At 40.0% G+C, this 25,934-nt stretch carries 23 protein-coding genes and 1 other RNA gene; 9 read left to right on the top strand and 15 right to left on the bottom strand.

Features of this window, described 5'->3' with window-relative positions:
- Positions 1-2 precede the first annotated feature (2 nt).
- From tcuA to ssrA, 3 genes are all read right to left on the bottom strand, one after another.
- The gene (tcuA, locus tag AC1M89_RS12880; protein ID WP_481614293.1) at positions 3-1,397 is read right to left on the bottom strand and encodes an FAD-dependent tricarballylate dehydrogenase TcuA; all 1,395 of its coding nucleotides are present in this window, start codon (positions 1,395-1,397) and stop codon (positions 3-5) included.
- 99 nt (positions 1,398-1,496) lie between these two features.
- Positions 1,497-2,429 (bottom strand): LysR family transcriptional regulator, encoded by a 933-nt coding sequence (locus AC1M89_RS12875; protein WP_481596554.1) that lies wholly within the window; start codon positions 2,427-2,429, stop codon positions 1,497-1,499.
- A 116-nt stretch (positions 2,430-2,545) separates the two neighbouring features.
- Positions 2,546-2,906, bottom strand: a transfer-messenger RNA (tmRNA) gene (gene ssrA, locus AC1M89_RS12870).
- Between the two features lie 132 nt (positions 2,907-3,038).
- On the opposite strand from ssrA, the gene glpK reads away from it, so the two are divergent.
- Positions 3,039-4,523 carry a glycerol kinase GlpK gene (gene glpK, locus AC1M89_RS12865; RefSeq protein ID WP_481614292.1) on the top strand — a complete coding sequence of 495 codons (1,485 nt, stop codon included), beginning with the start codon at positions 3,039-3,041 and terminating at the stop codon, positions 4,521-4,523.
- A gap of 52 nt (positions 4,524-4,575) precedes the next feature.
- Here the strand turns inward: glpK and AC1M89_RS12860 are convergent, their stop codons facing one another.
- Entirely contained in the window at positions 4,576-5,073 is a 498-nt protein-coding gene (locus AC1M89_RS12860) for a thioesterase family protein (protein WP_180028745.1), read from the bottom strand.
- A gap of 108 nt (positions 5,074-5,181) precedes the next feature.
- On the opposite strand from AC1M89_RS12860, the gene hemB reads away from it, so the two are divergent.
- Together hemB and thiO are read left to right on the top strand one after the other, a co-directional pair.
- Complete coding sequence (gene hemB, locus AC1M89_RS12855) at positions 5,182-6,192, top strand: porphobilinogen synthase (protein ID WP_092768220.1); 1,011 nt, start codon at positions 5,182-5,184, stop codon at positions 6,190-6,192.
- Between the two features lie 200 nt (positions 6,193-6,392).
- Positions 6,393-7,499 (top strand): glycine oxidase ThiO, encoded by a 1,107-nt coding sequence (gene thiO, locus AC1M89_RS12850; RefSeq protein ID WP_481609236.1) that lies wholly within the window; start codon positions 6,393-6,395, stop codon positions 7,497-7,499.
- Here thiO and AC1M89_RS12845 read toward each other — a convergent pair.
- On the bottom strand, positions 7,496-8,407 hold the full coding sequence (locus AC1M89_RS12845; RefSeq protein ID WP_481614291.1) for a TIGR01777 family oxidoreductase: 912 nt from the start codon (positions 8,405-8,407) through the stop codon (positions 7,496-7,498). The two genes, thiO and AC1M89_RS12845, sit on opposite strands and share 4 nt — an antisense overlap.
- Positions 8,408-8,471: 64 nt before the next feature.
- Positions 8,472-8,924: an ABZJ_00895 family protein gene (locus AC1M89_RS12840; protein ID WP_035266293.1), complete on the bottom strand. Its 453-nt coding sequence runs from the start codon at positions 8,922-8,924 to the stop codon at positions 8,472-8,474.
- A gap of 365 nt (positions 8,925-9,289) precedes the next feature.
- On the opposite strand from AC1M89_RS12840, the gene AC1M89_RS12835 reads away from it, so the two are divergent.
- The 3 genes from AC1M89_RS12835 (at position 9,290) to AC1M89_RS12825 (ending at position 15,375) form a co-directional block, all read left to right on the top strand.
- Positions 9,290-10,423, top strand: a complete 1,134-nt coding sequence (locus AC1M89_RS12835; RefSeq protein ID WP_481609234.1) for a hypothetical protein — start codon at positions 9,290-9,292, stop codon at positions 10,421-10,423.
- A gap of 95 nt (positions 10,424-10,518) precedes the next feature.
- Positions 10,519-11,766 carry an exonuclease SbcCD subunit D gene (locus tag AC1M89_RS12830; RefSeq protein ID WP_481614290.1) on the top strand — a complete coding sequence of 416 codons (1,248 nt, stop codon included), beginning with the start codon at positions 10,519-10,521 and terminating at the stop codon, positions 11,764-11,766.
- A gap of 9 nt (positions 11,767-11,775) precedes the next feature.
- A complete protein-coding gene (locus AC1M89_RS12825; RefSeq protein WP_481614289.1) occupies positions 11,776-15,375 on the top strand; it encodes an AAA family ATPase in 3,600 nt (1,199 codons plus the stop codon).
- Between the two features lie 44 nt (positions 15,376-15,419).
- Here the strand turns inward: AC1M89_RS12825 and AC1M89_RS12820 are convergent, their stop codons facing one another.
- Complete coding sequence (locus AC1M89_RS12820; RefSeq protein WP_180028750.1) at positions 15,420-16,217, bottom strand: thioesterase family protein; 798 nt, start codon at positions 16,215-16,217, stop codon at positions 15,420-15,422.
- Positions 16,218-16,333: 116 nt separating this feature from the next.
- Positions 16,334-17,020 (bottom strand): YggS family pyridoxal phosphate-dependent enzyme, encoded by a 687-nt coding sequence (locus AC1M89_RS12815; RefSeq protein WP_035267462.1) that lies wholly within the window; start codon positions 17,018-17,020, stop codon positions 16,334-16,336.
- A gap of 122 nt (positions 17,021-17,142) precedes the next feature.
- Between AC1M89_RS12815 and AC1M89_RS12810 the strand changes: the two genes are divergently transcribed.
- Both AC1M89_RS12810 and AC1M89_RS12805 read left to right on the top strand, forming a co-directional pair.
- On the top strand, positions 17,143-18,180 hold the full coding sequence (locus AC1M89_RS12810) for a type IV pilus twitching motility protein PilT (protein WP_092768204.1): 1,038 nt from the start codon (positions 17,143-17,145) through the stop codon (positions 18,178-18,180).
- A 34-nt stretch (positions 18,181-18,214) separates the two neighbouring features.
- A complete protein-coding gene (locus tag AC1M89_RS12805; protein ID WP_481614288.1) occupies positions 18,215-19,339 on the top strand; it encodes a PilT/PilU family type 4a pilus ATPase in 1,125 nt (374 codons plus the stop codon).
- A gap of 55 nt (positions 19,340-19,394) precedes the next feature.
- On the opposite strand, the gene fur is transcribed toward AC1M89_RS12805, so the two are convergent.
- On the bottom strand, positions 19,395-19,832 hold the full coding sequence (gene fur, locus AC1M89_RS12800; protein WP_035267453.1) for a ferric iron uptake transcriptional regulator: 438 nt from the start codon (positions 19,830-19,832) through the stop codon (positions 19,395-19,397).
- A 112-nt stretch (positions 19,833-19,944) separates the two neighbouring features.
- Between fur and AC1M89_RS12795 the strand changes: the two genes are divergently transcribed.
- On the top strand, positions 19,945-20,343 hold the full coding sequence (locus tag AC1M89_RS12795; protein ID WP_092768200.1) for an outer membrane protein assembly factor BamE: 399 nt from the start codon (positions 19,945-19,947) through the stop codon (positions 20,341-20,343).
- Positions 20,344-20,388: 45 nt separating this feature from the next.
- Here the strand turns inward: AC1M89_RS12795 and AC1M89_RS12790 are convergent, their stop codons facing one another.
- The 6 genes from AC1M89_RS12790 to dut form a co-directional block, all read right to left on the bottom strand.
- Entirely contained in the window at positions 20,389-20,712 is a 324-nt protein-coding gene (locus tag AC1M89_RS12790; protein WP_092768198.1) for an RnfH family protein, read from the bottom strand.
- The gene (locus AC1M89_RS12785; RefSeq protein ID WP_481596562.1) at positions 20,709-21,791 is read right to left on the bottom strand and encodes a hypothetical protein; all 1,083 of its coding nucleotides are present in this window, start codon (positions 21,789-21,791) and stop codon (positions 20,709-20,711) included. The genes AC1M89_RS12790 and AC1M89_RS12785 overlap by 4 nt, the downstream gene beginning before the upstream one ends.
- 109 nt (positions 21,792-21,900) lie before the next feature.
- A complete protein-coding gene (locus AC1M89_RS12780) occupies positions 21,901-22,749 on the bottom strand; it encodes a class II glutamine amidotransferase (RefSeq protein WP_481614287.1) in 849 nt (282 codons plus the stop codon).
- A gap of 172 nt (positions 22,750-22,921) precedes the next feature.
- On the bottom strand, positions 22,922-23,827 hold the full coding sequence (gene argB / locus AC1M89_RS12775; RefSeq protein ID WP_481587878.1) for an acetylglutamate kinase: 906 nt from the start codon (positions 23,825-23,827) through the stop codon (positions 22,922-22,924).
- A 22-nt stretch (positions 23,828-23,849) separates the two neighbouring features.
- Positions 23,850-25,274: a phosphomannomutase/phosphoglucomutase gene (locus AC1M89_RS12770; RefSeq protein WP_481612159.1), complete on the bottom strand. Its 1,425-nt coding sequence runs from the start codon at positions 25,272-25,274 to the stop codon at positions 23,850-23,852.
- A gap of 195 nt (positions 25,275-25,469) precedes the next feature.
- Positions 25,470-25,922 carry a dUTP diphosphatase gene (gene dut / locus AC1M89_RS12765; RefSeq protein ID WP_035267418.1) on the bottom strand — a complete coding sequence of 151 codons (453 nt, stop codon included), beginning with the start codon at positions 25,920-25,922 and terminating at the stop codon, positions 25,470-25,472.
- Between the last annotated feature and the right edge of the window lie 12 nt (positions 25,923-25,934).

The following is a 25,934-nucleotide window of genomic DNA, read 5'->3' as shown; positions in this document are numbered from 1 at the left end:
AATTAAACTCCCAACATCAGTGCAGCATTCGCCGCATTTTTTCCTGCAATACGACCAAATGTCGTTCCAATTGACATCCCCACACCTGCGGTATAACCCTGACCTAACACATTGCCAGCCATCATTTCACCTGCAACGAATAAATTTGGGCTTGGCCGATTATTGAAACGAACGGCCGCATCATCCTCCACTTTTAAACCGAGATAAGTAAAAGTGATCCCCGGACGCAGTGCGTATGCATAAAAAGGGGGGTGATTCAGCGGAACAGCCCAATGGGTTTTCGCAGGGCTTAAATTTTCAGTATGACAATTATCAAGCACAGTATGATTAAACTCACCAACGACACAGGCTTGGTTAAACTCATTCACCGTTTTCGAGAGGGTCGCCACATCTAAATTGAGCTTTGCTGCTAACTCTTCAATGCTATCTGCTTTCGTGCCTTCAAATACGGGTGGCATGAAACGTCCAACAGATTTTGAATCAATTATTGAATAGGCAATTTGATTCGGCTGCTTGGCAACTAAACGCCCCCAAATCGCATAACGTTTTGGCCAGAAGTCTTCACCTTCATCATAAAAACGTTCTGCATTTTTGTTGACGACAATCCCTAAAGATACACAGTCAATACGGGTACAAATTCCACCATCATATAAAGGAGCACGTGCATCGACAGCGACACAATGCGATTGAGATGGATCGCCAATGATATCGGCTCCTTGATCCATCATAAATTTGAGTAAGTTGCCTTGGTTGAAACGTGTACCACGAATAATAAAATTATCCGCTGGCCACTCACCATTTTCGTTTTGTCCCCAAGCTTCTTTAAGCCATGCGATGTTCGATTCAAAACCACCTGCAGCAAGAACACAAGCCGCTCCTTCAAAACGTGTACCATCTTCAGCAATAGCAGCTTTGAAAGTATTGTCTTCTAAGTCCAAGTCAACAATTTTGGTGCTATAGCGAACCTCAACACCTAAATCTTGTGCGCTTCTAAAATAGGCATTAACTAAAGCTTTTCCACCACCCATAAAAAATGCATTAGTACGTGCGACATGCAGTGCCCCTGACAGCGGTGGTTGGAAATTCACCCCATGCTTACGCATCCAATCTCGACAAGTTGCTGTACTTCGAATCACCAAGCGTGCCAAATGTTCATTGGTCTTGCCCGCGGTAACTTTTAACAAATCCTGCCAGTACTCTTCCTCAGGATAAGCGTCCACCAAAACATCTTGTGGTGCGTCATGCATACAACGTAAATTACGAGTGTGCTGAGAGTTCCCCCCACGCCACTCTTTGGGTGCAGCTTCCAATAATAAGACAGATGCGCCTTGTTCCCTTGCTGTCAGTGCAGCACACAATGCGGCATTCCCACCGCCAATCACAATTACATCATGCATTCGATGTCTTCCCTCTCGAATTTGATGTAATTTAAGACTAAAAGTGCGAATTAACGTGATAGGCAGAATTTAAATAGGTGTTTAATAAAATTAAATAGGTTAAAAGTCTAATAACTCAGCACTTGGCCATAGTCCTTTCTGAATCAAGCTTTTAACTGTGCTTTTAATCGCCACTTTAGTTGCTAAGCTCGCGGGTGAAAGCTCTTCTTCAGCCAAACTAATTAAATAATTAATTCGATCAAGTTCTGGTTCAACCACTTTTAATAAACAAATATCCGACTTTAGATAATCAAAATGTGCACTGACAGGTTGAATGGTTGCCATGTTTAAATTGCTAACACAATTCATCAGAAGATGTAGACCATCTACTTCATAGTCAACATCTAATAATTCAACTTTTTGATCAAGAAATTTACGCAAACCATGTCTCTGACTTGGCAATACAAGTGGTAAGCGATTCACTTTTTCTAAATCAATTTTTCCTTCTAAAATACATTGTTCATAACCCTGCTCTTTTAACAAAGCACAATTGGCCATCATGAACATTTGCTCTTTCAATAAAGGTTGAACAGCCCAGTTACTATCGACATCTTTAGTAAAAATGATCGCAATATCTAGTTGCCTTGCATTGACTAAATTGGTGAGATTACCAGATAGGCTCTCGACTAAATGAATTTTTATATCGGGATAACGCTCCGACATTAGTTGCATGAAGGGAATGCCGAGTACTGATGCAATACTGGGTGAAAATCCCACACTCACATGACCTGTCAAGCGTGATGAATGCGCCGCTTCTATTGCATATTGCGCATGACGAAGTGAAAGTTGTGCCTGTTTGAAAAAAGCTAAACCTGCAGGCGTTGGAGTCACACCTGTAGAGTTACGTTGCAATAACCTTGTACACAGCTCATCTTCTAACTTTGCAATTTGCTGGCTAAGTGCTGATGTGCCCACATCTAACTTCTGCGCAGCTTTACCTAAACTTCCTGACTCAACAATCGTAATAAAGTATCTAAGTTGCTTCAGTTCCATATGCCTCCCCCTACCCATACGAATATTAAATAAGCATCGTACTTTTTCGTTTTATCAGTTTTAATTAGCAATAAAAAAGCCACTTAATATAAGTGGCTTTTTTATAACAAGAATTTTGGTGGAGATGGCGGGAGTCGAACCCGCGTCCGCAAGCACTACACTCGAGATTACTACATGCTTAGATATCGTCTATTATTTTAACCCTCAAAGACCCGACGAACAGGGTTAAGAGAGCGATCCTTTAAGTTTAGTACAACACCCCAAGGCTTGATGTTATACGGACTTGTGTGCGTGCGCTTCAGTCGGGATCTCTAACCACAAGTATTCAGAGATGCGGACAAGCTGCCCTTAGGCAGCTAGAGCGTAAGATTCGTCGTTTGCGACTATTTAAAATGCAAATTTTATTTACGAGAGAAAATGCGCTCTCGGCATGCATCTATGAGTTTCATCACCAGCGTCGAAGCCAGGAACATCCCCAAAGTACAACGCAATCATAGCATAAAAGTTTGAAAATACGACCTCTAATTTCACAACAATTAAACATACACATGCGCTTATTCCAATAATTGAGATAAAATCTCTTTTTTCAAGTTCAAAATTGCATATTTTATGAGTTATTTACTTGCACTAGATCAAGGGACGACGTCAAGTCGTGCGATCATTTTTGATGAACATGGAAACGTTCATGCAACAGCTCAAAGAGAAACTAAAATACGAACCCCAAAGTCAGGCTGGGTAGAGCAAAATGCACAAGAGATTTGGAGCTCACAAATCGCAGTGGTACAGCAAGCAATTGCTGATGCACGATTACTGCCTAAAGATATCAAAGCTTTAGGCCTAACCAATCAACGCGAAACGACAGTGATTTGGGATAAAAAAACTGGTGAACCTCTAGCCCCTGCGATTATTTGGCAAGATCGCAGAGCAAGTGATTGGTGTAATTCCCTCATTCAACAAGACTTACAAACCAAGATAAATTTCACCACAGGACTCCGCATTGATCCTTATTTCAGTGCTGGAAAATTAGTGTGGTTACTTGAAAATATTGATGGTTTAAGAGCTCGTGCGGAACAAGGCGAAGTGGCTTTTGGAACCATTGATAGCTGGTTAGTCTGGAATCTCACTCAAGGTGCTGAACACGTGATTGAAGTCTCGAATGCTTCAAGAACCATGTTAATGAATCTGCATACCCAGCAATGGGATGACGAATTACTCGCACTATTTAATATCCCAAAAGCAATACTACCCAAAATCGTGGCTTCTGATTGCCATATTGCCAATACAGCCAAAGGACTCTTAGGTGCAGAAATTCCGATTACAGGGATTCTAGGTGATCAACAATCAGCGTTATTTGGTCAATCATGTTTTGACGTAGGCTCAGCAAAAAACACCTATGGTACTGGCTGCTTTATGTTATTCAATACAGGTGATCAAATTCAACTGAGTCAAAATCAACTCCTCTCCACTTTAGCTTGGCAATGTAAAGAACACACCTCGTATGCGCTTGAAGGTAGTGTTTTTATGGCTGGTGCAATTGTGCAATGGTTACGTGATGGACTTGGAATTATTCAAAGTAGCCAAGAAATTGAACAATTGGCATGTCAAGTTAACAGTACCGATGGTGTCGTACTTGTTCCTGCCTTTACAGGCTTAGGAGCACCTCATTGGGATACGGATGCCCGCGCATTATTATGTGGTATGTCTAGAGGGACAAATAAAGCACATATTGCGCGAGCAGCTCTCGAATCAATCGCATTTCAAGTCGCTGACGTTTTGAATGCCATGCAATCTGATATTCGAAACCCTTTAAAAGAATTACGTGTAGATGGTGGTGCGAGTCAAAATGATATGCTAATGCAATTTCAAGCCGACTTACTGAATGTTCCTGTGTTAAGACCGCAACTTTTGGAGTCAACGGCTTGGGGAGCTGCGGCAATGGCAGGTTTAACTGCAGGTGTATTTAAAAATCCGTCTGATATTGCGGCATCATGGAAATTGGAAAAAGCCTTTGAGCCAACAATGTCTGAAGATCAACGTCAATTTCATTTACATCAATGGAATAGTGCGTTAAAACGTTCAAGATCAGATGTTTAGTATAAAAAACCGCCTACAAGGGCGGTTTTTTTATAAGAGATACATAGATTTTTCAATATGCGTATGAAGCAATACCTGTTGCAATTGCTTTACCTTCATCATTAACCATATTCATGCGCATCGTACAACCTTTGCGACCCATGCGTAGGACTTCAGCAGTGGCAATAAAATACTTTCCGCGCCCTGGTGATAAATAATCCACTCGCATATCCACTGTTGCTAAACGTGAAACTTTCTTTAAAGTTTCAGGCAGCATATCAGGCTCTGCACGCTTGTAAAGCTCGCCCATTGCAACAATCCCGCCAATACTATCGAGTAATGTTGCCGCTACACCGCCATGCAAAATTTGGAAAGAAATATTACCAATGAGATTAGGTTTCATCTCAATATAACCTTGGATTTCACCTTCTACGACACGCATTTTCATTTCGTTGTAAGCGAAATAAGGAGAGGTATTAAATACTTGAGTGAGTTGATTTAATACCACTTCAAGATCTGGTTTAGCACCTAAATGGAGGTTACCCATCCATTTTTTTTGGGAATCGTTCATACAAAACTCAAATTAACATCATGAGAAAAAACCATCAGCATTTTCCCAAAAACCGCCTTAAGGGGGCTACAATTAGACCCAAGTAAAATACCAAACATCGAGATTGTGATGACTTATACGTTTAATCGCCCTGCTTTTCCTGCAACACGCATGCGCCGTATTCGAAAAAATGACAAACTCAGAGCGATGGTGAGAGAAACACATCTTTCTGCTGAACATCTCATTTATCCGGTATTTGTTCTACCAGGTCAAAATCAAACCCAAGAAATACCTAGTATGCCAAATATTCACCGTCTTTCAGCTGATTTGTTGTTAAACAAAGCTGAAAAACTTTTAGAATTAGGTGTATCTAAATTAGCTTTATTCCCAGTTACCCCACAAGAAGACAAAAGTTTAACTGCTGAAGCAGCATGGAGAGATGATGGTTTAGTTCAAAGCACTGTCCGTCTTCTAAAAAAAGAATTACCAGAAATGGTACTCATCACTGATGGCGCTTTAGACCCTTATACAACACACGGTCAGGATGGCATCATAGATGAAACAGGTTATGTCCTGAATGATGAAACTGTTGAGTGTCTGATTAAACAAGGTTTAAGCCATGCAGAAGCAGGAGCCGATGTTTTCGCACCGAGTGATATGATGGATGGTCGTATTGCTGCGATTCGTCAAGCATTTGAAGCAAATGGTCATATTTATACCAATATCATGGCTTACTCTGCCAAATATGCATCAAGCTTCTATGGTCCTTTCCGTGATGCCGTGGGTTCAGCATCTAATTTAAAAGGTGGTAATAAGTATAACTACCAAATGGATGTAGGAAACCGAGCTGAAGCTCTTCACGAAATTGCACTAGATATTCAAGAAGGTGCAGACATGGTGATCGTAAAACCAGGGATGCCATATCTAGATATTGTACGTGAAGTTAAAGACACATTTGGCATTCCAACATTTGTTTATCAAGTGAGTGGTGAATATGCCATGTTGGCAGCAGCAATCCAAAACGGCTGGCTTTCTGAAAGTGTAATTTTAGAATCACTGATGAGCTGTCGTCGTGCTGGTGCAGATGGAATTTGGACCTATTTTGCTGAAGATGCTGCAAAAATGCTTAAAGATATATAATACACTATTGAATCAAAAGCGCTTTTCCATAAAGCGCTTTTTTTCTACTAAAATCATCATCATTGTATTCAAGACCCAACTTTTAACTTACTCATTTAACATCTTACATCTCATCGATCTCTTTACATCATTGAGATTATTTGCACGATTAGAGCTTGAATATGGTCTAATACACACCGTCATTTTGAAGGTGGATAAAAATGCACGTTGCCATCATTGGATGTGGAATTAGCGGCTTACTAACAGCGCTTGAATTACTCGAACAAGGTTGTGAAATTACCCTCATTGATCAAAAACAAGCAGCTAAAGCTGCATCTTGGGCAGGTGGTGGTATTTTGTCACCTATGTATCCTTGGCGTTATCCCAAAGCAGTCAATCAATTGGCACAACATGGTAAATCGTTATATCAATCTTGGAATCAAAAAATTCAACCATTGAGTGGCATTGATTTCGAAATTCACGATTCAGGCATGTTAATTTTTGATGAAGATGATTTTGAGATTGGCCTCAGTTATAAAGCGCAGTATAACGAGCCGATGCAGCATTGCGATTTACTCGACGAGACTCAATTAAGAAATCTGAATCCACGAGTTTCTAATACTTTCAAGCAGGCTTTGCATTTTCCACAATTGTCTAATGTTCGTAATCCTCGTCTTTTAAAGTCTATTCTGACTTATCTTAAATCACATTCAAAAGTAAAGATTATCGAGCATAAGTGGGTAGAAAAATTACTGATTCAAAATCAGCAAGTTCAATCCATTGTTCTGCATGATCGACATCAAATTAAAGCTGATCAGTATGTTATCGCTACTGGAGCTTGGTCGGCACATTGGGCATCACAACTCGATTTCAATATCCCTGTTCAACCTGTTCAGGGGCAGATGATCCTATTCAAAACCCCTGAAAACTGGCTACCCACGATGTGTATGTACAATGTCATGTATATGATTCCACGTCGAGATGGCCATATCGTCTGTGGTTCCAGTATGGCGGAATTAGGTTTTGAACATCGCCCAAATTTGAAAACACAACAATCCATTTACCAAGCATGCATTCAACTCATACCTGAACTTAAAAATTTCCCGATTGTGCAACAATGGGCAGGCTTGAGACCTAGCTCACCTGATGGAATTCCATATATCGGTTTAATGCCTGAAATGAAAAACTTATGGGCGAATTTTGGTCATTTTAGAAATGGTTTATGCATGGGGCCAGCTGCAGCGCAGTTACTACGACAACTCATGCTGAATCAGACCACCCTCGTTGATCCTAGACCCTATGACCCATCTTTGAAGTTTCAAGTTTAATGTGATGGAAGTAGTTGCTCCAACGCCATTTTGAGTTCTGGATACTTAAATGTATAACCTGCTTGAATAAGTGCTTCTGGTATAACGTATTGTCCATTTAAAACCAATTGAGACTGCTCACCTAACATGATTTTAAACAATGAATCAGGCAGACTTAAAAGCGGTTTCTTGTTTAAAATTTTTGCTGCGGTGCGAACAAAATACACCTGATTCGTTTCTTCAGGAGCAACGAAATTAAAAACTTCGTTTGGAGTGTCATTCAACATCAGAAATTCAATCGCCTGAATCACGTCCTGAATATGAATCCATGCTAAGGGCTGCTGACCTGAACCAATTTTACCTACCAGATTAAATCGAATCGGTAAGAGTAATTGTTGTAAAATTCCTCCGCCATGCCCAAACACCACGCCTAAACGAATGACCTTAATATCAAACTGATTTTTGTGTTGGAGCGCCGACCTCTCCCACTCTTGGCAAAGTTCGGACATAAAGATCGGTTGAGATGATCCCTGCTCATTGTTTTTTTCTGACCATTCTTGATCAGGATCAATACCATAATATCCTACAGCAGAACCAGAAATAATTCGCTTGGGATGTTGCTGATGGGTCAGCAGATAATGTAATAATGCATCGGTCGTATTCACTCGGCTGTCGATGAGTTTTTGTTTTCGCCTTTGCGTCCAGCGACCATCACCAATACTTTCACCCGCTAAGTTAATAACATAGTCAATTTGAGCGTGTTGGATATCATCGAAAGATTGAACCCATGTCAAACGTGGATGCTTCATTTTTGGATTGGACTGTCGGCTTAAACCAATCACTTGATAATCTTGATCTAGCAAATATGCAACCAAATAAGATCCAATAAAACCTGTTGCACCAGTAACCAAAACGCAAGGATGATACATAGAAATACTCTTATGATCTGATCCCTCTATCATGGTGAAAGATGCCTTTGAGCTCAATTCATGATTACTTATTTACCACCAATTTATTCGCCATGCGCTTCGCTTGTGGACCATAAAACCAAAAGGTAATTAAATATAATGGGATCGCCAGCATCAAAATCATAATTGCACTGAGACTTAAGAAACTGGAATTTTGGACATAGAGTAAAAAGTTCTGCCAAATTTCAGGGTCTTTTCTCGAGAAAAATAAAATACTTAAAAAAACACCAAGAAAGTTATAGCCCCAAAAAATCAATGTAAAGCCTAATGTGAATTTTTTACGTTCTTGATCCGAAGGTGCACGTTGTTGTTGATGAATAAATTTATATAAAACAACAATCATCGCTATTAAATATGGAAGTGCAGTGACTATTCCTGCAATTGCCGAAGGCAATAACGCTGCCAATATACCTGCAACCAGCGTTAATCCTAAGCAAAGTAAAAAGAACCATAAAAAATATTTTCTTAAAGAAACCATAACTCTCAGACGCAATAAATTCCTGTCACAAAGCATAACCGAAAATAAATCAAATATTTTTAATTTTCTTGTCAACCGAATCACAACCTTATGCGTTATATAAGGTACAAGGTCAGTAGCAACCGCGTAGTCATTGCACCGGCATCCGCAATGATACACGGTGACCTTATACCCCAATGAGACCTATAAATCATGCTTCTTGCAGAAAAATTTAGTTTAGCAGCCTAAATTTGAATGACTGAAGTATTTTGGCCGACGATTTCACATCACTCGAATCGTCGGCTTTATTTTTGAACTTAATAAATTTTCTAAATATACTTTTATCCATAAAGATGAGATAACAATCAGAATAAATCCTAGTCGCAATGTATAAAGAAAAAATTAAACATAAAATTAGTCTAAAAAAACGTCTAAATTTTAAATCAGACTTTTGGGATGTATTGAATTATCCCTTCACTCGCTTTCTTATCGGTATCGTATTAATTTGCTATTGCACTGTTTTTCTTAAAGCTTTTCTTAATCATCAATTTCACATACCGCTTACAATCATCAGTTTACTCTGTGGTGTTTTTTATCAAAGTTATCAAATCATTAAAAATAAAGAAAAAATCTTAATTTATTCAATTTTAAGTCTATTTCTGAGTGCACTTTCATTTATTTCTATACAGAGTTCTAGCTCGAATCCATTAATAATTTGGGTCTATTTCTATCTTGGTGCTTACTTAATGATTTTTTCTGTAGAGCATCATCAGAGTTTAACCACACCTTTTGGTGAAGGGCTTAGTTTTTTATTCGCACTTGGAATTTGCTATTGGTTTTTCGAAAAACAGATGCTTGGTGTTGATACAGTATTATCGACATTCATCACAATAATCTTGTTAATATTTTTACTCTATTCGATTGTACATGCCTTTTTTGAAATTAAGCATCATCATTTAAGCCGTTTTCTACTGAGTTTCTTTACTTGTTGTTCAATTTTAATTTTGTCTATTGATCAAATTATAGAACTTTATTCACAGGGCGATATTACATCTGAGCATCGTTGGGTTGAGCGTTTAATTTTATTATTTCGATATTTTTTACTCGGTTTATCGTCTTTATATCTTTTTCAAAACTTAATGCTGCTTCTCAGCTATTTTCCCAATAAATACACGCGTTCTTATTTTTCAGATGTCAAACAAAATACGCTGATCCATATCAAACGTTTTTCAGAAGATCAAATTTCTAAAACAGAAGCTCGGTTTGCACTCATTTTTACGGTTTCAGTCTATTCTTTAAATTATATCTATCAAATAATTCCCATCAATATGAGTATTTGGCTAAGCATTCTATTGGTACCCTTAGTCATCCAGTCTTTTTTTCATCATAAAATAGATCAATCGTTAACAGCAGCTAAACTGCATGCATCCTCTTCTCATAAGCAAATCTCGATCAACTCGAGAATCAAAAATAGAAACAAGAGAAAAAGACGAAAAAAGAGTAAATCGAATAAAAAATAGCGATTAAAAGCTGTCTTATAGAGATGTTAAAAATTTCGATGTTTTAAAGTCCGATATTGGATAAGATGACAATTGAGATGTTTTGGGGTTCGGTAATGGCAGTGCGTTTTTTTCATACTTCAGATTGGCATTTGGGGCAATTTTTTCACAATCATGATCGTGACTATGAACACACACAATTTTTAAACTGGCTACTTGCGCAAATTCAACAAAAACAACCGAATGCCCTGCTGATTGCCGGTGATATTTTTGATGTAGTCAATCCTGCATCATCTGCTCAAAAACAGTTATACCAGTTTCTTACCGATGCCCATGCCATTGCCCCGCATATGCAAACCTTAATGATCGCAGGTAATCATGATTCCGGTTACCGCATTGAACAGGTTGAACCTTTTCTAGCGAAATTCAATGCCAAAGCGGTCGGTATTATTGGCAAACAGGATGGTGAATTTGATCTCGATCGTTTGTTGGTACCTATTTATGATGCTGATAAAAATATCGTTGCTTGGTGCTTAACCCTGCCTTATTTACGCAGTGCCGAAATTACAGGCTTAAATGAAAATACCACCAACAGCCAAAATGCGATTGCCTATTTACACCAACAACTTATTGCGGAAGCTAAAGCGCGTAAACAACCCAATCAAGCCTTAATTTTGATGTCACATGCCCATATGCAAGGCGGTGAAACCTCAGATTCCGAACGTCCAATTGTGATTGGTAACGAAGAGGCTTTATCCACTGCATTATTTGATGATGTGATTGATTATGTGGCACTCGGTCATTTGCATAAACCGCAAAAAGTTGGACAGGAACATATTCGCTACAGTGGCTCACCTATTCCACTGTCTTTTAGTGAACGCAACTATAAACATCAAGTGGTTGAAGTCACCATTGACCCCGAAGCTGATGAACAAAATCATTTTCAATATCAAGCGCACGTTATTCCACGTACCGTGGATTTGATTCGAATTCGTGAACCCTTGTCTGAATTAATCACTACGGTACATGCCCTGCCAAAAGGCGAAATTGACAATCTCAATGCACGACATTTTCTAGAGATTGAATATACGACAGATGCCCCACCGCCTGTAGACTTACGTCAGCAGATTGAACTGGCACTGCCACCAAATCGTTATCGTTTACTGCGTATAGCTCGAATTTATCAAAAAGCAACGGAGCAAAACGATGAAAGTCACAAAGTCGATTTAGCGCCCCCCACCCCTGAAAAATTATTTTTAAGCTTGTGGGAAAAAATGGGCTATGAGCAGGATGAATCGGTGAAGCGTGATTTCTTAACTTTGCTTGAAGCGGCACAACACGATTTGGATCAAAAAGCGCACTAAGGACAGGTCATGAAAATTATTCGACTCAGTTTAAACAACTTGGCCTCTTTAGCCGGTGAACAACATATCCATTTTGAACAAGCGCCATTGGCTCAGGCAGGTCTGATTGCCATTACTGGTAAAACAGGTGCAGGAAAATCGACGCTGCTCGATGCCATGTGTTTAGCTTTGTACGATGAAATCCCACGTTTACGTGGCGCAGCTGGCAGCATGAAAGATGTAGGCGGTAAAGACATTTCAATTAAAGATTCGAAGAATATTCTGCGTCGTGGTACCACCGCTGGTTTTGCTGAACTTGAATTTCTTGCCCTTGATGGTAAACGCTATTTGGCGCGGTGGGACATTAGCCGTGCGCGTAAAAAAGTTGATGGCAATTTAAAAGTCGAGCGCTTTGTTCAATGTTTAGATGATGGCGCGACCTTAACGCAAAAAATCTCGGAAGTGACGCCACTGATTGAAAAGCTGATTGGTCTCAGTTTTGAGCAATTTACCCGTGCAGTCCTGTTAGCACAGTCTGAAGTCGGTGCATTTTTAAAAGCCAAAGACCATGAACGTGCAGACTTACTCGAATATTTAACCAATTCGCAAATTTTTAGTGAAGTCAGTAAAAAAGCCGCTGATAAATTTAGTGAAATTAAACAGCAACGTACTGATTTAGAAAAGCAACTCGGTCATATTGATATTCTGAGTGAAGAACAACTTGCAGCCTTAAATCAACGACATCAGCAGTTAAAACAACAACTCGTACATTTGGCACAATCAGAAAAGCTGCTTGAAAATGAACGTAAATGGTATCTTGAGCGTGATCAATTGTATGCTGAAGTCCATGGCAAAAAAGAAATTTATGAAGTTCAGCTTGATGCCGTAAATAAATCCGCAGCACAACAACAATTGCTACAACAGCTTGATGCATTTCAAGCCATTCGTGAACAATATGTACAGCGTGCACGTTTAGAACCACAAAAACTTGAGGTGCAACAAAAACAACTGGCCTTTCAAGCTGAGTTTGTCTCTTTACAACAACAAGCTACTACTGAACAACAGCGCTTAAAAGCCTATGAACATGCCCAAGCGCAATTTGAGCAGCAACGTTTGGATATTAAGCCTCATCTTGAACAAGGCTTAAAGTTGGATCATGACATTCACAGTATTTCTGAACAGTATAAAAAACTCAGTGCAGATAAAGATCAGCTTGTTCTCAATGAATTAGAACCGTCAAAACATGCTGTTGAACAACAACAGACCAGCGTATTGGCTTGGCAAAATAAACAGCAACAAATCAACTTTGAGTTAACCCAAAGCCAATTTTTACAATGCTTTGACCAAGAACCACAAAGTACTTTGCAGGCGCTACAACATTATGTCGAGCAATATCAGTTGCTTCATCAACAAGAGCCAGAACTATTACAACAATCCTTTGCAACTTTAGAACAGCAACAGCAAACCATTGTACAACGTCTGCAAAGCTATGTGGCTCAACATGAAAGTCTTGACGCTTTGACACAATCGCAAAAAAACATCCAACAACAGCGTGAACATCAGCAAAGTACGGTATTACGACTGCAACATCAACAGCAGCAGCTTGATCAAGTCATTACCCATATCAGCGAAACACACGACCTGACAGGCTCAATCGCTGAACAACAAAAGCAACTGCAGATTATTCAACAGACTCTTGAAAAACGCTTGAGCGAAAAAGCCACACAAGAAGCCGCCTATACCCAGCTACAAAGCATCTTGGAGGCACAGCGTCTATTGCATAGCGAAAACGTGCAGCATTTACGTGAACAGCTCAAAGCCAATCAACCATGTATGGTCTGTGGGAGCCATGAACATCCGTTTTTACAAAGTCAGCAACGCTTAGAACAAGGTTTATTGCAACTACACGAGCAGCAATTACAGGAGGCTCGTCAACAACTGGAACAGTTCAATCGTGAGGTACAGCAAGCCCAGATTGAGCAATCCAAAGTACAGACCTTACTTGAACAACAACAACAACGTGTGCAACAGCTGACGCAGTCGACTCAGCAACAGATCGTGCATATTCAAGCAGCATTACAACAACTGGGTTTAGATCTCGACACGGCAGACCCGATTCAGTTACAGCAGCGCATAATGCAGCAGATCGAAACACTGCAATCGCATATCGAACAACAACAGGCACAAGAACAACAACTTGGTCAATTGCTTGAGCAATGGCGTAAGGAGCAACAGCAACAACAGCAATTACAATTGAATATTCAACGTCGTGTGCAACTTGATCAAGGTATTCAACCCATTGTGCAGTTACTGCCTGCTCGCTATCAGCAAGACATGCCAATACATTGGGTTGCTGAATTACAACAGCAGCTACAGCAACGTGTTGCATTGCTCACCATGCAAAAACAGGTAGAGACATCACTGCTGCAAGCACAGCAGGAACTTGAAAAAATGACGCTGCGCTTTGAAGCAGCGCAAAAGCACGAACAACACCTGACTCACCAGATTGAACAACTGATTGAGCAAGGCAAAATGTTACGCTCGAAACTTGCGGAACTGACCCAAGACTATGCCGGTCAAAGCTACCGTTATGCTGCGGATTGGCAAAAACATTTAGAGCAAACTGCTATCGCCCATGCCAATGAGGTTCATGCACAACGCAGTAAAACTGCACATGCTGAACAACAGCTGAATGCAGCCAATTTACAACAGCAGCAGTTGCTCAGTGATTTACATCATATTGAACAGGCATTACAGCAAGTACAACAGGCTATTCAGCAATGGCAACTGAGCCATCCGACCGTGACCACAGATCAAATCACGACATGGTTAAGTATTAATTTAGCCCAACATCAACAAATACGCCATGAGTTAAATACGCAGCGACAACTTTTAGAGAATGCCAAAACCGCTTGGCAAGTTTTAGAAGAACGTTATCAAGCCCATTTAAAACATCAGCCTGAACATGATCTCAGCATGCTCGAGCAGCAACTTGAGAACTTGCAAACGGAAAAGCTCGCTCAACAAGAAGCACTCACTGATACAGAAACTCAATTACGTATGAATGCTGCCAATCAAGCCAACTATGCTAAGTATCAAAGCCAAATAGAACAAATCAAGGCGGAAGAATATCGTTGGGGACGTATCTACGATTTGATTGGGCATAAGGAAGGCACCAAGTTTAAAAAGATTGCTCAAGAGCATCATTTAGATATTTTGGTGGAATATGCCAATCAGCAATTACAGCCGCTTGCGCCACGTTATCAGTTGCATCGTATTCCTGACAGTTTAAGTTTGGCCATTATTGACCTAGATATGAACAGCGAAGTTCGACCTGTGTTGTCCTTATCAGGTGGTGAAACTTTCTTAGTGTCTTTAGCCCTTGCTTTAGCGATTGCTAACATGGCATCAGGTTCAATGAAACTTGAATCACTGTTTATTGATGAAGGCTTTGGCACGCTCGATCCTGCATCACTACATATGGTGATGAATGCCTTAGATCATTTACAAAGTCAGGGACGTAAAGTGGTGTTGATCTCGCATGTACAGGAAATGCATGAACGCATTCCAGTACAGATTCAGGTCAAACCTGTAGGTGCAGGTGCCAGTACCATTAATATTGTCGGTTAATGATTAATGATAAAAAGTTGAAGCCGTCAAATGACGGCTTTAATCTAAGCCAGTTTTCTTAAAGTTAAAATTTGCTCAGCTCGTCCAAAAGGTCCGTTCAGATCATGAAGAATAGATGAAGTTAACCCGATACCGTCATCACCATATTGTTGCACTGTTTCCAGACCTAGCCACTTACCTATTGGCATACGATAGAGATGTATCTGTAAATCTAAATTTGGAAAAGTATAGTTAAACGGCCAACCTTGTCGTGTGACAATTCCATTCGCTGTATCGACCATTCCCATCAACTTCACAAAGTCTGAATGTATTTGTCCTTCAACCATGTCATAAGGATTGGTTAGCCATACAATGCCCTTGCCTGCCCGTCGATCTAAACGGCGTGCCTCAAGTGATTGAATATAGCCTCCAGGCCAGTTTCTAATTTCTTCCCATAAGATCCCCTCGTCAGGATCAGCAACTTTTTGATCTTCTAATCCTGCGACTGCCTGAGTATCACTCATCATCATTCGCCAAGTACGTGCCTGAATACAGCTTTTACCATGTGCAGACATGGTCGACTCGATCAATTCAATGGTTTTTCCAGGTCGAATAATTCGAGTTTCAATTTGAAACTCCCCAGCGGGTATCAGGCCCAAAATATCTAAACTTATACGTCCAATCCGTAGGTCAGACCGAGCAGAAAAGTGATCCAACTCTGCACAAATAATCCCTGTTGCGGGCGCCATATGCTGTTCGTGCGCATTCCATGCACCTTGAGCATGTATAGTCGACTTATACTTAGCCAGTACTGATCCATCATCACACACTTTTCGTTCTAAAAGCTGATAATACGAACTCATCCAATTCTTCCCTGTTTTATGATTATGTGAAATATATTGGTTTATTTTTATACATAAAAAGTTGTATTTACAATGACAGCGACTGAACCCGAAAGTTCAGTGCAGACTGAATCCAATCATTTTGAGTAATCTCGCGCCCCAAATAAGGCCGTCCCTATGCGAACCATAGTCGATCCAGCGCTAATCGCATCTTGTAAATCACCCGACATTCCCATACTCAAGGTATCCCAATCAGAAGGATGTGCATGATGCTCTTTCATCTGATCAAAAAGTGTCTTGGCATCATAGAGTGCATCTACATTGCCAGGTGCTGGAATGACCATTAATCCTCGTAATCGAAGTCGAGGTAATATGCTCATTTGAGCAACCAGATCTTCGACCTCTGAAACTGCACAACCATCTTTGCTTTCTTGAGCATCAATATTCACTTGAAGACAAATATTGATAGGCTCCTGTTCGATTGTGCGTTGATTAGAGAGTCGCTCTGCGATAATAAAGCGATCAACCCCATGCACCCATGCAAATTGTTCAGCCAACTGTTTGGTTTTATTGCGTTGTACATGACCAATAAAATGCCATTCGATGTCTAAATCATTCAGCGCTTTGATTTTATCTAATGCTTCTTGCAGGTAATTCTCACCAAATGCTCGTTGACCAGTCTGATACATTTCTCTCAAAATATCCGCTGGATGCGTTTTGGAAACAGCAAGGAGTTTAACCTCGTTAGATTGTCGTTGAGCAACTTCACAGGCTTGTTCAATTTGTTGAATGACACTATTTCTCGCTTGCTCTAGACTCATCATGTATAGCTATCTCAGTTAATTCATCTTTTTTTACTTTCTTGCACGCTAACTGTTGGTTAAGCTGTAGGAAAGCCTTATTATTCTATCAAAATAATTACGATTTTAATGCGTTCGGGGAATTTATGGATATTACAGAATTACTGGCATTTTCAGTGAAAAACGGGGCGTCTGACTTGCACCTTTCTGCGGGAATGCCACCGATGATTCGTGTTGATGGTGAAGTTCGTCGTATTAACTTACCAGCCTTAGAACACAAAGAAGTACACCGCTTAATCTACGACATCATGAATGATAAACAACGTCGCGATTATGAAGAAAAATTAGAAACCGATTTCTCATTTGAAGTACCTGGTGTAGCACGCTTCCGTGTCAACGCATTCAACCAAAATCGTGGCGCTGGCGCGGTATTCCGTACCATTCCTTCTCAAGTGATTTCTATGGAAGACTTGGGCATGGGGCAAATTTTCAAAGACATTTGCGCCTATCCACGAGGAATTGTTTTGGTCACAGGACCAACGGGTTCAGGTAAATCGACTACGCTTGCGGCGATGATGGATTACATTAACGACAACCGTTACGACCATATTTTAACCGTCGAAGATCCAATTGAATTTGTGCACCAATCCAAAAAGTGTTTGATTAACCAGCGAGAAGTGCATCGTGACACACATGGTTTTAATGAAGCGCTACGCTCTGCACTGCGTGAAGATCCAGATATTATTCTCGTCGGTGAAATGCGTGACCTCGAAACCATTCGACTTGCACTCACTGCTGCGGAAACTGGTCACTTGGTGTTTGGAACACTGCATACCACATCTGCCGCAAAAACAATTGACCGTATTATCGACGTGTTTCCTGCCGATGAGAAAGACATGGTTCGTGCCATGCTTTCTGAATCGCTTCAAGCCGTCATCTCTCAAACACTTTTGAAGAAAACAGGTGGCGGTCGGGTAGCTGCTCACGAAATTATGATTGGAATTCCAGCGATTCGAAATCTCATCCGTGAGAACAAAGTTGCACAAATGTATTCTGCAATACAAACCGGTGCAAATTATGGCATGACCACTCTCGATCAAAGTCTCAAAAATCTTGTCGCGAAAGGCATTATTACCCCGCAAGTTGCACGTACTGCGGCTAAACAACCAGAATCATTTTTATAAAAAAGTGAACGTCATTTGATTTAGGGGAATCAAAATGGATTTTAATGACCTGCTCGACATGATGATTGCGCGCAAGGCTTCAGATTTATTTATCAGTGCAGATATTGAACCATCAATGAAAATTAATGGTGAAATTGTGCCTGTAGTTAAAACAAAACTCACTGGTGAAATCATAGGTCAATTGATTCACTCGATTATGAGTGAAAGACAACGAATTGAATTTGCTGCAACACACGAATGTAATTTTGCTATTGCCAATCGTGATAAAACTGCACGTTTTCGTGTCAGTGCTTTTCAGCAACGTGATCAACCTGGCATGGTCTTACGTCGGATTGAAACTGTCATTCCAAGTATTGATGAGCTGAAACTACCGCCCGTACTTAAAGATTTAGCAATGACTAAGCGCGGGATCATCTTATTTGTAGGTGCTACTGGTACAGGTAAATCGACTTCGCTTGCAGCAATGATCGGTCATCGTAATCAAAATTCTAAAGGTCATATCATTACCATTGAAGACCCAATCGAATTTATTCATCAACATCAAGGCTGTATCATTACTCAACGTGAAGTTGGCATTGATACAGACTCCTTTGAAATTGCACTGAAAAACACACTCCGTCAAGCACCTGATGTTATTCTTATTGGTGAGATCCGCTCACGTGAAACCATGAACTATGCGATTAGTTTCGCTGAAACAGGACATTTAGTATTTGCGACCTTACATGCCAATAATGCTAACCAAGCCTTAGATCGTATTATTCATTTCTTTGAGACAGATCGTCACAGCCAACTGTTTATGGACCTCTCACTGAATTTGAAGGCAATCATTGCACAACAGTTAATTGCGACTCCTGATAAAAAATCACGTCATCCCGCAATTGAAATCTTAATCAATTCTCCACTGATTTCAGACTTGGTGCGTAAAGGCGAAGTTCATGAAATTAAGGAAGTCATGAAGCGTTCCCGTGAAATTGGAATGCAGACGTTTGATCAAGCGCTATTTGACTTATATAAAGCTGAGAAAATCACTTATGACGAAGCATTGCGTCATGCCGACTCTGCCAACGATTTACGCTTACAAATCAAACTCTCTGAAGAAGATCCACACTATCTGTTGAATTCTGGCCCCCGCCTCACTTTTGATGGTCAAGATGATTAATCAATAGTGAATAAAAAAGGAGCAATCATTGCTCCTTTTTTACTTTAATCAAGATTTATTTTTTACGGTATGCTTCTTGGCATTCAGGCGCATCGCAATAACCATATAAATTCAAAGAGTGACCTGTTAAAACAAAACCAAGTTGTTCAGCAACATTATGTTGTTCTTGTTCAATCAAATCATTGTGGAATTCAACAACTTTGTTGCAGTTCTGGCAGACCATATGATCGTGGTGATCATCTTGCATGATTTCGAATACAGAGTGATTATTCTCGAAATGATGACGTTGGATAATACCAGCAGCTTCAAACTGAGTTAACACACGATATACAGTTGCTAGACCGACATCTTCGCCTTGCTCAAGTAAGGTCTTATAGATATCTTCCGCGCTCAAATGATGCTGTCTTGAATTTTCTAATAATTCCAAAATCTTGATTCGTGGAAGGGTAACTTTAAGTCCAGCTTTGCGTAAATCTTGATTTGAAATAGGCATATAAAAAGGTCTCTCAACAAATTTTAAGTTGGAATATGCAACAGAGTTGAGATGCAGTATGATCTATCCTTGGATCAATTGCATCATAATTAATTTGGGATAGTGTAGCAAAATGCAAAAAATCATGCTGACGTTATTCGTCGCTTCTTTACTGGGTGGTTGTTCTGTCTTTGGTGTATACAAAGTTGATATTCCTCAAGGAACACCATTAACCCAAGCGCAAGCTTCAAAAATTCAAGTCGGGATGACTTACCAACAAGTTCGTTTTTTACTTGGTAGCCCAACCATTTCAGATCCTTTGAATCCTTTACGTTGGGATTACATCTACAATTATACCCCAGGTACATATGCTAAAAAAGCAAATATTCCTGCAACTCAAGGTCAGCATCTAAAAGTATATTTCGATGGTTCTGGCGTCGTGAATAAAATCGAAGGTTTAGAAACTATCCCAGAAACTCAACCTGGTTTACCAGGTTCGAAAGATGCGATTTTGAACGCGCCACCACTATAAAGAATTAGACATAAAAGAAAACCCCTCAAAGAGGGGTTTTTCATATCATTTCAATTGTTTAAAGCGATTGCCACGACAATAGCGCCCAACTGGATTCGCTGCCGCTCGCTTACGGCGTATATCTTTTGGATTAATCGTTAATGCCCGATAGATTTCCACCCGATCACCTGCTTGCAAAACATGCGATTGATCTTGTACTTTCGTCCCAAAAATTCCAACAGCATACTCGTCTGGCAACTGCGTACACGACGCGATACCACTTTGTGTAATAGCATCCGCAACAGACATGCCTTCCACAAATTCAAGTTCAATGTGAAACTGCTGGTCTACAGCAGCATAAGCAACCCAAACTTTTGCATTTTGGATCATGGTAACAATTGACCTAAGTAAGAAATCATTGCAGCCACAATTGCTAAAGGTGTCACAATACGTACAGCCACACGCCAGATATTATAAAAAGCTTCATTACTAAAATTCAGCGCTTTACGTAAATGACTAATTTTCATGATCCAACCCACGAAAATTGCATAGATTAAACAAATGCTTAATCCCCAAAGCATTAAAATCGGAGTTAAAAATAGATCGGCTGCAGGGAATACCCAAATTAAAAGTGGTGCAAGCAATAAAAAATATTGCACCGCTTGTGCTAATCCACGATGTGCGAGTTGTTCCTTCCCAAGTTGCAGGAGTAAAGCTACTGCAAATATTGTCGCGATTAAAACGATATATGCTGGAATTGCAGCACTAATTGCAAAATATCCAAATCCAGCCACAGCCACCAGTTGCGCTAGCCAAATCGGTAAAGTTTTTGGCGTTGCAGCATCTTGTTTCTCTTGATTGAGATTTGTCTGCCAATATAATCCAAGCCCGAGACCTGAAGCTACTAAAGCGAGAATAGTTGCATTACCCCACTCTTTAAACTCAACAGGAGTCAGCTGCCAATCATTGACTTGGACACCAAAAACCTGAGCCGCGATTAAACTTGCAATCGTTGCAATCGCAGTAAGTACAACCAATACAGAACGTTGAAGAAATGATAAACCAAATGCAATGAATGCTGCGATACCCATCAAAATATTTGAACCAATACCAAAATCATTTTGTTGTGCTACAGCATTAGAAGTATTAAGTAATATACCGCCTGCTAAGAATGGAATAAAAATAACAGCAAGCCAGCCCACTACTCTCCAACGTTGGTTTGCATCGGCTTCACGGGTCAATTTTGATAATGCGTTCAGCGCTGAAGTTTGAGCTCGTTTCGCCAATCCAATTTCTAAATAAATAATTGGCAACGCTAAAAACAACATCGTTGCAAACCAAAGTAACCAAAAATCGAGTTGTCGATCAATTTGCAAGCCTAAGCTTGGTGCTAGACCCACAATAATGATAAATGACAAACAAAATGCCATCAGCGGCGATAACCATCGTGACATAGCGGTGTCCTGCATGAGGTATTCCATTAAAAAGTTTTACGCTATTTTGCCTAGCTCAATCATTAAAATCAAAGTCTGGCGTTAAAAAAGTAAGTGTAGATCTTAGCCACTTCAAATTAAATTTTTAATATTGATCCGCGCGAGTAACACGCTTCAAGCTTGGGTCACGGGCTTCTCTGACCAATCGCTCAACGTGAGTTATTGTACGTAATGTTGGCTTACCATCCTGAAATAAAATCATTTCGCCGGGCGTATATGCAAACCAAGCTTCATTATCTGTTAATGGTTCTGTCGTAATTACAGCCACACGATCTTCAGGTGTCGTGACCTGACTAAAATCGACTTCAACATCAATATCAATTAATCGTGCAGGTTGAAATGGATATTCGCGAACAATCCAGTGTAATTTTGTGGTCGCATAACTATACAAAGCCTGTCCATTTGATAAACAAAAATTGAATGTCCCATGCTCTGCTATTGTTGGTGAAATTTCTTCTAATGCACGAAATACATCGTGGACACTTGGCTCTACATAACCAAACTTTTGTACGAGATGTTCTAATAAATAGCAAAATGCAAGCTCACTATCTGTATTACCTACTGGTGTGAACTGTCCCGACAACCTTGGATGAAAATTATGCAGATCACCATTATGCGCGAAAATCCATTGTCTCCCCCACAATTCACGAATAAATGGATGAGAATTTTCTAAAGTAATTTTTCCCTGTGTTGCTTTACGAATATGGGCAATGACATTACGCGATTTAATCGGGTAATTACGAACGAATTCTGCAATTGGAGACTCGACTGCAGATTGGTTATCAACAAATAAGCGACATGCCTTATCCTCAAAGAAAGCGATGCCAAAACCATCTGAGTGATCTGACGTTATTCCAGCGCGCTGAGAAAAACCACGAAAAGAAAACGTAATATCCGTAGGGGTGGCACAATTCATTCCAAGTAGTTGGCACATAATCTTTCATTTTGCTTTAATTATCAGTTTTATTGTGCATCAGCCTTATAGATCTTGCAAATATGAATATAGCAATTGAATATGTTTTATGCTGGATATATGGGACATAAAACGATTATTCTTATCAAACAAAAAAAGCCACCGAAGTGACTTTTTATTATGTGATTATGAATTAGTGCGCCGACTTAGAACGATTGGTAATCAATGTTCCAACACCGTGATCCGTAAAAATTTCCAACAAAGTCGCATGTGGAACACGACCATCCACAATATGCGCGCTCACTACACCCCCTTTCACCGCATCAAGCGCACATCCCACTTTCGGAATCATACCGCCGTAGATCACACCTGTATCTATCAAGCGATCGACTTCTTGTGTTGTTAGTCCAGTGAGTAGGTTTTTATTCTCATCCAATACACCACTGATATTCGTAAGAAGAATTAACTTTTCTGCACCCAAAGCTTCAGCAACTTTACCAGCAACTAAATCTGCATTGATATTGTAAGTATTGCCTTCCTCATCAACACCAAGTGGCGCAATCACTGGAATAAAATCACTTTGAGTGAACATTTCCAGAACGTCAGTTTTTACACCGACCACTTCACCCACTAACCCAAGATCAATTTGTTGAACAGATCCATCCTCTTGGGTTTTTTCCATCAACAACTTTTGAGCACGAATTAAGTTACCGTCTTTACCCGTTAATCCAATTGCACGACCACCATGTTGATTGATCAAATTCACAATAGACTTATTTACACTTCCGCCCAACACCATTTCTACAACTTCCATAGTTGCAGGATCAGTTACACGCATTCCATCAATACGGTCTGATTCACGCCCAAGTTGTTTCAAAAATGAATCGACTTGAGGACCACCACCATGAACCACAACCGGATTAAGACCAACTGTTTTCAGAAGCACGATATCACGGGCAAACGAACTTTCTAATGCAGGATCAGTCATTGCATTGCCGCCATATTTCACTACAAGTGTTTTACCTGTAAATCTTTGGATGTATGGCAAAGCTTCTGTCAAAATTTGAGCTTTGTCGATGCCAGTTTGTTGGTGTGGCATTCGCCTCTCCTTCATTCCTACATTAGTGTGCATTCAAAATACTTTGAGCAAGCACAGGATATTTTTCATTTAAAATTTTTACAAAATGCTGGCGAATTTCATAAAGTTTCGATGGGCTATCTGCATCAAACCGTACCGTGAAGTATTCACCAGTATTTGATGCTCGCATAATGCCAAATCCGTAGTCAAAATCAAGGCGAATACCATCGATTTTACTCATTTTAGCCCCAGTACTTTTACAATTCTGCTCTATCAAGGCTAGGACGTCTTGCGGATTTGCATCTTGCGTTTCAATATAGGTATCTTCAGTACCAAAGCGATCTGGGAATTGAGCGAGATATTCAGATAGCGTGATATTAAGTTGACTCAATGCCTCCATGACCCGTAATGCTGCATAGATACCATCATCGTAACCAAAACCACGACCATCATTGAAGACATAATGACCCGCATATTCTCCCCCAAAAACAGCTCGACCTTTGGATTGGGAAATATAACGGCGCATGAAACTGCTGCCAGTACGAATCATTTTTGCGATGCCTTGTAATTGTTCAATGGTTTTTGACACCATCGTTGAACATTTTACGTCATAAACAATTTCATGATGCGGATGCTGAGTTAAACACAATGATGCGAATAATGCTAACAAGCGATCAGCAGACACAATGTGAGCATTCTCATCCAAAATGACGGCACGATCACCATCACCATCAAGAGCAATCCCCAAATCCGCCTGATGCAACAAAATTTTTTCTTTTAGCTGCGTCAAATGCTTCGCTTGTGAAGGGTCTGGAGGATGATCAGGAAACTCTCCATTTTCACGACAACGTATTGAAATGACTTCACATCCCATTTTTTGTAGTACTAAATCAGCACAACGCCCAGCGGCACCATGCATACCATCTAATACAACCTTGAGTGGACGCTTTAATTGAATATCCTTGAGCAAAGCATGCTGATAAGCCAAGCAATACTCTGATTTAATCTGATGTGTAAGTTGAGGTGGCGTTGGAAAGTGATCATGTTGAAAATAGAAACCTTCTGCATACTCCCCAACATTTTGAATCATGTCTGGACAAGGTGGTTCGTATTCAATAATCCATTTAATCCCATTATCATGTTTAGGGTTATGACTCGCGGTCACCATGATGCCATTGCCATTTTTATGTCGAGCAGCAAAATACATTTGTGGGGTTGAACAACATCCAATGTTTTCGACATTCATCCCTTGGTTTTTGAAGACTGATTCAATAATCCAAGCAAAAGTAGGCCCAGTCAATCGAGCATCGTAACCTAGCACAATACTTTTCTGGCCACGTGATTGATACTGAGCAGCGAGCCCATGCGCAATCGCATAAATTGTTCTTGTATCCAATTGACTGACTTTTCCGCGAATATCATAAGCGCGGAAAATTTGTCTTGGAAAAATAAGTGGTTGGGTATTCATTCTTAATTAACACCGTTGACTGCTGAGTCAGAACAGCGTGATGAGAGTTGATCCAAATAAATTTTGAATATATTGAGTAATAGAAAATATCGTTATTCTTTATATAACGTGTACCAATTTCAATTTATATAATCTTTGTTAATATTTTGCAACATATAAATAAAAGCCTGATTTTACAGGCTTTTATCCAAAATACTATTGTTTCCCAGTGTGTCCGAATCCACCAGCTCCTCGCTCACTTGCCTTGAATTCGTCAACTAAATCAAATTCAGCTTGTAAAACAGGAACCAATACGTATTGAGCCAATCGCTCACCCGGCTCTAATGTAAATGCATTTTGACTGCGGTTCCAAACTGAAACCATTAATTCACCTTGATAATCTGAATCAATTAGACCGACGAGATTTCCTAATACAATCCCGTGTTTATGACCTAAGCCAGAACGAGGCAAAATCAAACCCGCATAACTTGGGTCTTCGATATAAATTGCCATACCTGTTTTAACTAAAACAGTCTGACCAGGCTCAATAGTGATCGCTTCATCTACACATGCACGTAAATCCAAACCTGCCGATCCTGTTGTTGCATAAGTAGGTAATGGCCATTCTTGACCAAGTCGTTGGTCGAGTACTTTCACTTGAACTTTCATATTCAATCCTGT

The sequence above is a fragment of the Acinetobacter sp. ANC_7635 genome (assembly GCF_056779945.1).
Note: the sequence above shows the minus strand (reverse complement) of the source record. Positions and strands in the feature narration are given on the sequence as shown.

Bases quoted from the DNA above. Each gene is read 5' to 3' on its own strand.
- AC1M89_RS12840 (WP_035266293.1), bottom strand. From the start codon at position 8,924: ATGGTTTCTTTAAGAAAATATTTTTTATGGTTCTTTTTACTTTGCTTA.
- AC1M89_RS12845 (WP_481614291.1), bottom strand. From the start codon at position 8,407: ATGTATCATCCTTGCGTTTTGGTTACTGGTGCAACAGGTTTTATTGGA.
- AC1M89_RS12875 (WP_481596554.1), bottom strand. From the start codon at position 2,429: ATGGAACTGAAGCAACTTAGATACTTTATTACGATTGTTGAGTCAGGA.
- AC1M89_RS12790 (WP_092768198.1), bottom strand. From the start codon at position 20,712: ATGATCCAAAATGCAAAAGTTTGGGTTGCTTATGCTGCTGTAGACCAG.
- hemB (WP_092768220.1), top strand. From the start codon at position 5,182: ATGACTTATACGTTTAATCGCCCTGCTTTTCCTGCAACACGCATGCGC.
- fur (WP_035267453.1), bottom strand. From the start codon at position 19,832: ATGCCTATTTCAAATCAAGATTTACGCAAAGCTGGACTTAAAGTTACC.
- argB (WP_481587878.1), bottom strand. From the start codon at position 23,827: ATGCCACACCAACAAACTGGCATCGACAAAGCTCAAATTTTGACAGAA.
- AC1M89_RS12780 (WP_481614287.1), bottom strand. From the start codon at position 22,749: ATGTGCCAACTACTTGGAATGAATTGTGCCACCCCTACGGATATTACG.
- AC1M89_RS12820 (WP_180028750.1), bottom strand. From the start codon at position 16,217: ATGAGTTCGTATTATCAGCTTTTAGAACGAAAAGTGTGTGATGATGGA.
- thiO (WP_481609236.1), top strand. From the start codon at position 6,393: ATGCACGTTGCCATCATTGGATGTGGAATTAGCGGCTTACTAACAGCG.
- glpK (WP_481614292.1), top strand. From the start codon at position 3,039: ATGAGTTATTTACTTGCACTAGATCAAGGGACGACGTCAAGTCGTGCG.
- AC1M89_RS12830 (WP_481614290.1), top strand. From the start codon at position 10,519: ATGGCAGTGCGTTTTTTTCATACTTCAGATTGGCATTTGGGGCAATTT.
- AC1M89_RS12825 (WP_481614289.1), top strand. From the start codon at position 11,776: ATGAAAATTATTCGACTCAGTTTAAACAACTTGGCCTCTTTAGCCGGT.
- dut (WP_035267418.1), bottom strand. From the start codon at position 25,922: ATGAAAGTTCAAGTGAAAGTACTCGACCAACGACTTGGTCAAGAATGG.
- AC1M89_RS12770 (WP_481612159.1), bottom strand. From the start codon at position 25,274: ATGAATACCCAACCACTTATTTTTCCAAGACAAATTTTCCGCGCTTAT.
- AC1M89_RS12815 (WP_035267462.1), bottom strand. From the start codon at position 17,020: ATGATGAGTCTAGAGCAAGCGAGAAATAGTGTCATTCAACAAATTGAA.
- AC1M89_RS12835 (WP_481609234.1), top strand. From the start codon at position 9,290: ATGTATAAAGAAAAAATTAAACATAAAATTAGTCTAAAAAAACGTCTA.
- AC1M89_RS12795 (WP_092768200.1), top strand. From the start codon at position 19,945: ATGCAAAAAATCATGCTGACGTTATTCGTCGCTTCTTTACTGGGTGGT.
- tcuA (WP_481614293.1), bottom strand. From the start codon at position 1,397: ATGCATGATGTAATTGTGATTGGCGGTGGGAATGCCGCATTGTGTGCT.
- AC1M89_RS12805 (WP_481614288.1), top strand. From the start codon at position 18,215: ATGGATTTTAATGACCTGCTCGACATGATGATTGCGCGCAAGGCTTCA.
- AC1M89_RS12810 (WP_092768204.1), top strand. From the start codon at position 17,143: ATGGATATTACAGAATTACTGGCATTTTCAGTGAAAAACGGGGCGTCT.
- AC1M89_RS12860 (WP_180028745.1), bottom strand. From the start codon at position 5,073: ATGAACGATTCCCAAAAAAAATGGATGGGTAACCTCCATTTAGGTGCT.
- AC1M89_RS12785 (WP_481596562.1), bottom strand. From the start codon at position 21,791: ATGCAGGACACCGCTATGTCACGATGGTTATCGCCGCTGATGGCATTT.